A 7,896-nucleotide genomic window follows, 5' to 3' on the forward strand; every position below is an offset into this window, starting at 1 on the left:
TCTATCATCCGATCGCAGGGGGATGGCCAACGTAGGCCAGACGGGGGCAACCGAAACGGGCAACCGGCGAACTCCCGTGGCGGCAGATACCGCTTCCAGACCACAGCGAAAACGCACGTCACTGGCACGGCTCGTCTACGATGAAGCGGCTGACGGCCTGCTCACCGACAGACTCGTCGATCTGGCGGTGTGGGCGCCTGCCAACGTCGACTGCGCCTCGAGGGGGTCCGATGCTGATCCGATTCGAGGTATCGAACTTCCGGTCGATACGGCGTGCCACCGAGCTCTCCCTGGTTGCGATCGGCCAAGATCGCCCGGAGGCGCGGTGGGCCGAGCAACTCGGCCAGAGCCTGCTCACCGTCGCCGGGGTCTATGGGCCGAACGCTTCGGGAAAGTCGAACGTCATCGCCGCCCTCACCTGGCTGCGCGAGGCAGTGCAGAACTCACTTCGATACTGGCTGGACGAGATTCCCGTCGAACCTTTCGCTTTCGGTGACGGCCCGCAGAATTCGTCCACGTTTGAACTCGAGCTCCTAATCGACAAGGTACGATTTGAGTACATTGTCGAACTCGACCGGTCAGCGGTGCACTACGAGGGGCTGTTTCACTATCCCGAGAAGAGACGACGCAGAGTCTTCGAGCGGGAAGGCACCGAACTCAAGCTTCAGCGCGGGCTGGGCAGCCTCTCCGGAACACGGGAGCTGCTCACAGATCAGACCTTGGCGCTGTCGGTCGCGCATCGATTCGACCAGCCCCTTGTTTCAGAATTCGTCCGCGCTGTGATGCGAACTCAGACCTTTGGACTTGTCCGGCGATCCCGATTTCCACGGATCGGTGGCCCTTATCAGCCGAACTCTCGGCCCACCGTCCGCTGGTTCGAGGATCCGCCGTCAACTGACCAGCTGGCGCTGTTCGAGGAAACAGAACTCGGCACGACGACTGAACGGGAACAGGCACTCGCCCTGCTCCGCATGGCCGACCTGGGTATCGTCGATGTACTCGTCGACGAAGAGGAAATACGGTTCTCCATGCCGAGCGACACCGCTCCAGCCCGTTCACGGCGACGGGTGCGACTGGTGCATGAAGCGGCTGAGGAAAGGGCGCCGCTGGACTTCGTCGCCGAGTCCGAGGGAACCCAGATCTGGTTCCAGCTCGTCGGCCCCGTTCTGTTCGCCCTCCGATCCGGTGCGCTGCTGCTCTTCGACGAGCTGGACGCCAGCCTGCACCCGACCTTGGCGGCCCATCTGATCGGCCTGTTCCATGATCCGGCAACGAACCCCAAGGGTGCACAGCTGATCTTCACCGCGCACAACACCAGCCTCCTGAAGAACCTCTCCCGCGATCAGATCTGGCTGACCGAGCGGAACTCCGCTGCGGAGACGGTCCTCAGCGCGATCGCCGAATTCACGGTCCAGCGAGGAAGAAATTCGCAGGATCTTGAGGTCGCCTATCTGCATGGCAGGTTCGGCGCACTCCCCGATGTAAACGAGCTCGAACTCCTCCAGTCATTTCGACTGATTGGTTAACCCGGCGTGTCCCCTCGACGGTCCAGCGGCCGCCCACTCACCAGAAAGGCACAGCTGCGGCCAGAGAAAACGACCATTATGATATTCTGCGAAGGGAAACGCTCCGAGCCTGACTACCTCAACGGTATCAAGCAACTTCCCCACGTTGCCCGTAACACTGCAATCAGTATCGAGATCGATCTTGAGCATGGCGTTCCGTTGAGTCTAGTAAAACGCGCGGTGCAGCGCAAGGGGGAAGACAAAGAGATCGACGAATTCTGGTGCGTTTTCGACGTCGAATGGCCGAACCAGCATCCGAACCTGGAGCAGGCGGTCTCTCTCGCTCAACAACATGACGTCCGACTCGCGATCTCGAATCCCTGCTTCGAGTTGTGGCTAATTCTGCATTTCGAGCAGTATACGCGGTTCGCCAGTACCGATAAGATCGAGCGCCACAGCAAGAACCTGGATGGCCGGACCGGAAAGCGAATCAACGCCGCGCAGTACATGCCGCTACGCGGCATGGCGACTACCCGCGCCCAAGAACTGTCTGCACGGCACAAGCAGGATGGAAATCAGCTTCCCAAAAACAACCCGTCGTCGTCTGTGACTGATCTCCTGATCAGGATTGAGAGCATAGCGACAAGTAGTCCGGCAACCCGAAATTCTTCGCGGAATTGACCCTATGCCAGTCTGCTCGATGGCCACAGAGGTCGCGGCGGATCAGACAGTTGTCAGGGCAGGTTGCGGGACGTGGCCGGGGTGGCGCGCAGGCGGGTCGTGTCGCGGCCGGGTGGGGTGCCGAACAGGCGGCGGTACTCCCGGCTGAACTGGGTCGGGCTGTCGTAGCCGACGAGATGGCCGACGCCGGCGACGTCGCCGGGGTGGGTGACGAGCAGGGCGCGGGCCTGCTGCAACCGGACACGTTTCTGGAACTGCAGCGGGCTGTGGGCGGTCACCTCGCGGAAGTGGCGGTGGAAGGCGGACGGACTCATCCCCGCCAGCCGGGCGAGGTCGGCGATCCGCAGCGGCTCGGCGTAGTGGTCGCGGATCCAGCCGATGGCTCGGCGCACGTGGGCGAGGCTGCTGTCGGCCAGGCCGATCTGGCGCACCATGGCGGCGTACGGGCCGGTGAGCAGCCGCCAGAGGATCTCCCGCTCGATCAGCGGGGTGAGCACGGCCGCGTCGGCGGGCTGGTCGAGCAGTCGCAGGAGACGCACGGTCGCGTCCAGCAGGTCGACGCCGGCCGGCCCCGTCGCGAGGGCCCGCGTCCCGTGCGCGGGCCCGGGACGGCTGGGACGGTGCCGCGCCGGCACGTCCAGGAGCAGGGCGGAGATCACGCTCGGGCGCAGCGTCCAACCCATGGCCAGCGCCGGCGAACGCGGGCTCGCGTCGAGGAAGTGCCCGGTGACCGGCACGTCGGCGCTGACGACGAGACACTCGCCGGCCCGGTATTCGAACGTCTGGCCAGCGAGCAGAAGCCGTTTGCCGCCCTGGGCCATGACGACCAGCAGCGGCTCGGTCAGCGAATGGTCCGGCGCGGTCGTCGTCACGCTGGACAGCAGCAGGCCGGCGATGGGCGTGCGCAGGTCGGGACGGGCGTGCGCGGCGATGAGAGCGCGGATCTCCGCCAGCGGATCGGTCCGTACGCACACACCCCCACCGAACCATCAGGCACGGCCGCGAGGCAAGCCCGATCCAGGCACTGACGGCAGGATCAGGCAAGAGGACGGCAGGAACGGCCTACCGCCGCGCACCCAGTGCGGGTTTCGATGTCGGGGACAGCCCAGGCGCAGTCCCACGACCCCGACAGGAGCACGTCATGACCCTCGATCACTATGTGACGCTGGTCAGATCCGGCCTCCGTGTGAGCCCGTTCGCCCTTGGCGCGATGACCTTCGGCGAGGATCCTGGCGGCGCTGGATGCGGCGTCGAGGAGGCCGAGGGGATCCTTTCGGCCTATCTGGAGCACGGCGGCAACTTCATCGACACTGCCAACTTCTACACGAACGGACATTCGGAGCGGATCCTCGGCGACTACTTCGCCGCGCGTCCCGGTCAGCGCGACCGGGTGGTGCTGGCGTCGAAGTTCTTCACGAACATGTTCCCCGGCGACCCCAACGGCGGCGGCGCCGGCCGCGGCTCGATCATCGCCCAGCTCGACGAGACGCTGCGCCGGCTGCGCACCGACCACCTCGATCTGTACTGGCTGCACAACTGGGACCGCAACACGCCCATCGAGGAGACCCTGCGCACCCTCGACGACCTCGTCCGTGCGGGGAAGATCCGCTACCTGGGTTTCTCCAACACTCCGGCCTGGCTGACGGCGCAGGCGCAGACGACCGCGCTGCTGCGCGGCTGGACGCCACTGATTGCGCTGCAGGTCGAGTACTCGCTCCTGGCCCGCACGGTGGAGGGCGAGCTCGCCCCGCTGGCACGGGACCAGGGGCTGGCGCTGCTCCCGTGGAGCCCGCTGCGCAACGGCTTCCTGTCCGGCAAGTACCGCCGGGGGGTCGCGCCCGTGGACTCGGCGCGCACGCCGTTCGTCGGCGGGCCGAACGAGGACGAGTTCGCCGTCATCGATGCCGTCACGGCGGTCGCGGAGGAGCTGGGAACCTCCGCGGCGGCGGTGTCGCTGGCCTGGCTGCGTTCGCGCGTGGGCACGGTCGTGCCGATCGTCGGCGCCCGCCGCGTCGGGCATCTCCTCGACAACCTGGGAGGTCTGGCGGTCACGCTCAGCGCGGAGCAGCTGCGCCGGCTGGATGAGGTGTCCGCGCCGACGCTGGACTACCCGGCCCCGATGCACGGTGCTCAGCGGGCGATGCTCCAGTTCGCCGGCGCCACCGTCGACGGTGAGACGTCCACCGTCTACCCGCCGCTGCTCCGCAGCGCCACGCGCTACTGACCCTGGTCGGCGGCCGGGGCCCGCATATGAATACGGTCAGGTGGAGGTTTCCCACGCGGTACGCGGCGCTTCGACGTCGAGAGCAGGAGGCACCTCCCATGCGGTATCGCAAGCTTGCCCGGACCGGAGTCGAGGTCAGCACGCAGTGCCTCGGCACCATGATGTTCGGGGGCTTCGGCAATCCCGACCATGACGACTGTGTGCGCGTCATCAACCGGGCGCTCGACGCCGGCGTCAACTTCGTTGACACCGCGGACATGTACTCGCGAGGCGAAAGCGAGCGGATCGTCGGAAAGGCGATCAAGGACCGGCGCGACGACGTCGTGCTCGCCACCAAGTGCTTCAACCCGATGAGCGAGGAGCGCAACCACCGCGGCGGCTCCCGGCGCTGGATCATCCGCGCCGCCGAGGACAGCCTGCGCCGCCTCGACACCGACCACATCGACCTGTACCAGGTGCACCGGCTTGACTGGAACACCGATCTGGAGGAGACCCTCGGTGCGCTGAGCGACCTGGTGCGCCAGGGCAAGGTGCGCTATCTGGGTTCCTCGTCGTTCCCCGCCGACTGGATCGTCGAGGCGCAGTGGGCCGCCCGGCGCCGCGGCGGCGAACGCTTCGTCTGCGAACAGCCGCAGTACTCGATCTTCGCCCGGTCCGTCGAGGAGGCGGTACTGCCAGCAACGCTGCGGCACGACATGGGGGTGATCCCGTGGAGCCCGCTGGCCGGTGGCTGGCTCACCGGCAAGTACCGCCGGGACGCCGCGACGCCAGCGGGGGCGCGTTACGCGGACGACGGCGCGATGCGGGCCTTCGGCGGGGTGAGCCTGTCGGACAGCCCGAGCACCCCGGCACGCTATGACGCGGTCGAGGCGCTGGTCGCGATCGCCGAGCAGGCCGGGGTGTCGCTGACCCACCTGGCCCTGGCCTTCGTCGACAGCCACCCGGCCATCACCTCGACGATCATCGGGCCGAAGACGGCGGCGCAGCTCGACGACGCTCTCGCCGGCGCGGACGTCGTCCTCGACCGGGCCACCCTGGACGCGATCGACAAGGTCGTCCCCCCGGGCACCGACGTCGCCGGGACCGAGCACTTCCTCGGGAGCCCGACGCTGAACTCCGCGAACCGCCGCCGCGTCACCGGCTGAGGGCCCGACCCCGCGACACCCCAGCACCTGACAGCCCGGCTCGCTGACACGGTCGCCGTGTCAGCGAGCTGTCAGCGCGACGGGAACGAATTCGGCTGGTGGTCGCCGGCGTCTCCCCGTTTTGTCAGTGGCACCCGGCATGCTGCACACCATGACGGTCACAGACACGCACGGGGCCCCCGCGATCGTCGCCGAGGGCCTCGTGAAGAAGTTCGGCGAGACGACCGCGCTGGCCGGCATCGACCTGGAGGTGCCCGCCGGAACGGTCTTCGGCCTGCTCGGCCCGAACGGCGCCGGCAAGACGACGGCGGTACGCGTCCTCGCGACACTGCTCGCCGCCGACGCCGGCACCGCGCTGGTCGGCGGCTACGACGTGCGGCACGACAGCCACCGGGTGCGCCGTATCGTCGGGCTCACCGGCCAGTACGCCTCCGTCGACGAGCTGCTCACCGGCACCGAGAACCTGGTGATGATCGGCCGGCTGCTCGGGCTGCCCCGCTCGGAGGCGAAGGCCAGGGCCCGCGAGCTGCTCGCCGAGTTCAACCTGGCGGACGCGGCGGGCCGGTCGGCGAAGACCTACTCCGGTGGCATGCGCCGGCGCCTCGACCTGGCCGCGAGCCTGGTCGGTCGGCCCCGGGTGCTCTTCCTCGACGAGCCGACGACCGGCCTGGACCCGCGCAGCCGCAACGACATGTGGGAGGTCGTCCGCAACCTGGTCGCGGACGGCGTCACCGTGCTGCTCACCACCCAGTACCTGGAAGAAGCAGACCTGCTCGCCGACGACATCGCCGTCGTCGACCATGGTCGGATCATCGCCCAGGGCTCTCCCGAGGAGCTGAAGAAGCAGACCGGCGCGCAGACGCTGGCGGTGCGCCCGGCGGACCCCGCGGACACGGCGCTGGTCGAGACGACGGTCGCGGAGATCGTCGGCGCGAGCCCCACCGTGGCCGGGAACCTGGTCAGCGTTCGGGTCACCGATCCGGCGGTGTTGCCGGCGGTCGTGCGCCGCCTCGACGACGCCGGGGTGACGGTCGGCGAGATCACGCTGCGCAGCTCCAGCCTCGACGAGGTCTTCCTCGCCCTGACCGGCCATCCGGCCACCGACGAGTCCGCCCCTGCCACCGTGGCGCAGGACGGGCCCGCCGACGACGACCCGGCCGCGCGGATCCCCGCGGCAGCGAGGAGCTGATCACCATGAGCACACTGACGACCACCCTTCCTGGTCAGGCGCCCGGGCCCGTCGAGCGGGCGGCGCCGACCGGCCCCGCGCGGGTCGGGCCGATCGAGGGACTGCGGCACACCGCGACGCTGTCCTGGCGCTCCCTCGTCCAGATCAAGCACAATCCGATGGAGCTGCTGGACTTCAGCGTCCAGCCGCTGATGTTCCTGCTGCTGTTCACCTACGTCTTCGGCGGGGCGATCGCGGGTTCCACCGGTGACTACCTGACGTTCGCGCTACCCGGCCTGATGGTCCAGAACACCCTGTTCACCACGCTGAACACCGGTGTCGGACTGAACAACGACCTCACCAAGGGCGTGTTCGACCGGCTGCGGTCGCTGCCGATCGCCCGTTCCGCACCGCTGGCCGGTCGGATCGTCGCCGACATGGTCAAACAGACCTGGGCGATCGCGATGATGCTCGGGCTCGGCTACATCCTCGGTTTCCGGGTGCGGACCGGCCCGCTGGACGCACTGGCCGCCTTCGGACTGATCATTCTGTTCGCGCTGGCCATCTCGTGGGCGTCGGTGCTGGTCGGGATGCTGGTGTCCGAGCCGGAGAAGGTCATGGTCTTCGGTTTCACGCTGATCTTCCCGCTGACGTTCATCAGCAACGCGTTCGTCCAGACCTCGACGATGCCCGGCTGGCTGCAGGCGTTCGTCAAGATCAATCCGGTGACGGCGCTCGCCGACGCGACCCGCGGCCTGCTGTCCTCCGGGCCGGTGGCTACCCCGGTGTGGCACACGCTGCTGTGGGCGGCCGGCATCGCCGCGGTGTTCGCGCCGCTGGCGGTGAACGCCTTCAAACGGAAGGTCTGACCGGATGGTCACACTCACGCGCAGCGCCGGCCACGCCCCGGCGCCCCGCATCGTGATCGTCGGCGGCGGCCTCAGCGGGCTGACGCTGGCCCGGGCCCTGCACGTGCGGGGCCTGGCCGCCACCGTCTACGAGCTGGACGCCGAGCCGACCAGCCCCGGCGCCGCGCCGGGCCACCCCCTGGACCTGCGGGCGGACGCCGCGCTGCGCGCGCTGGAGATCGCCCGGATGGCGGCCCGGGCCGTGAAGATGCTCGCCTCCGAGAGCAGGGCCGCGACCAGGCGGGTCAGCGGCGCGACCGGGAGC

Annotated in this window: 8 protein-coding genes; 7 read left to right on the forward strand and 1 reads right to left on the reverse strand. The window is 68.3% G+C overall.

Annotated features, from left to right (window positions below; all coding sequences use genetic code 11):
• The first annotated feature begins 230 nt into the window (after positions 1-230).
• Both MXD58_RS14885 and MXD58_RS14890 read left to right on the forward strand, forming a co-directional pair.
• The gene (locus MXD58_RS14885; RefSeq protein WP_248837339.1) at positions 231-1,526 is read left to right on the forward strand and encodes an AAA family ATPase; all 1,296 of its coding nucleotides are present in this window, start codon (positions 231-233) and stop codon (positions 1,524-1,526) included.
• A 78-nt stretch (positions 1,527-1,604) separates the two neighbouring features.
• Entirely contained in the window at positions 1,605-2,186 is a 582-nt protein-coding gene (locus MXD58_RS14890; protein ID WP_248837338.1) for an RloB family protein, read from the forward strand.
• A 53-nt stretch (positions 2,187-2,239) separates the two neighbouring features.
• On the opposite strand, the gene MXD58_RS14895 is transcribed toward MXD58_RS14890, so the two are convergent.
• Positions 2,240-3,160: an AraC family transcriptional regulator gene (locus MXD58_RS14895; protein ID WP_248837337.1), complete on the reverse strand. Its 921-nt coding sequence runs from the start codon at positions 3,158-3,160 to the stop codon at positions 2,240-2,242.
• A gap of 167 nt (positions 3,161-3,327) precedes the next feature.
• Between MXD58_RS14895 and MXD58_RS14900 the strand changes: the two genes are divergently transcribed.
• The 5 genes from MXD58_RS14900 to MXD58_RS14920 all read left to right on the forward strand — a co-directional run.
• Positions 3,328-4,410 carry an aldo/keto reductase gene (locus MXD58_RS14900; RefSeq protein WP_248837336.1) on the forward strand — a complete coding sequence of 361 codons (1,083 nt, stop codon included), beginning with the start codon at positions 3,328-3,330 and terminating at the stop codon, positions 4,408-4,410.
• A 98-nt stretch (positions 4,411-4,508) separates the two neighbouring features.
• Positions 4,509-5,555, forward strand: coding sequence for an aldo/keto reductase (locus MXD58_RS14905; RefSeq protein ID WP_248837335.1), 1,047 nt, complete (start codon positions 4,509-4,511; stop codon positions 5,553-5,555).
• Positions 5,556-5,706: 151 nt separating this feature from the next.
• Positions 5,707-6,744, forward strand: coding sequence for an efflux ABC transporter ATPase subunit, DrrA-related (locus tag MXD58_RS14910; protein ID WP_248837334.1), 1,038 nt, complete (start codon positions 5,707-5,709; stop codon positions 6,742-6,744).
• A gap of 5 nt (positions 6,745-6,749) precedes the next feature.
• Positions 6,750-7,592: an ABC transporter permease gene (locus MXD58_RS14915; protein WP_248837333.1), complete on the forward strand. Its 843-nt coding sequence runs from the start codon at positions 6,750-6,752 to the stop codon at positions 7,590-7,592.
• Positions 7,593-7,596: 4 nt separating this feature from the next.
• Positions 7,597-7,896, forward strand: a 300-nt coding sequence (locus MXD58_RS14920) for an NAD(P)-binding protein (protein WP_250609422.1), incomplete at its 3' end; no start/stop codon positions are given.

The organism is Frankia sp. AgKG'84/4, assembly GCF_023242965.2.
Lineage (GTDB): Bacteria > Actinomycetota > Actinomycetes > Frankiales > Frankiaceae > Frankia.

Coding starts and splice junctions, on each gene's coding strand:
- MXD58_RS14885 (WP_248837339.1), top strand. CDS start 231: ATGCTGATCCGATTCGAGGTATCGAACTTCCGGTCGATACGGCGTGCC.
- MXD58_RS14890 (WP_248837338.1), top strand. CDS start 1,605: ATGATATTCTGCGAAGGGAAACGCTCCGAGCCTGACTACCTCAACGGT.
- MXD58_RS14900 (WP_248837336.1), top strand. CDS start 3,328: ATGACCCTCGATCACTATGTGACGCTGGTCAGATCCGGCCTCCGTGTG.
- MXD58_RS14905 (WP_248837335.1), top strand. CDS start 4,509: ATGCGGTATCGCAAGCTTGCCCGGACCGGAGTCGAGGTCAGCACGCAG.
- MXD58_RS14910 (WP_248837334.1), top strand. CDS start 5,707: ATGACGGTCACAGACACGCACGGGGCCCCCGCGATCGTCGCCGAGGGC.
- MXD58_RS14915 (WP_248837333.1), top strand. CDS start 6,750: ATGAGCACACTGACGACCACCCTTCCTGGTCAGGCGCCCGGGCCCGTC.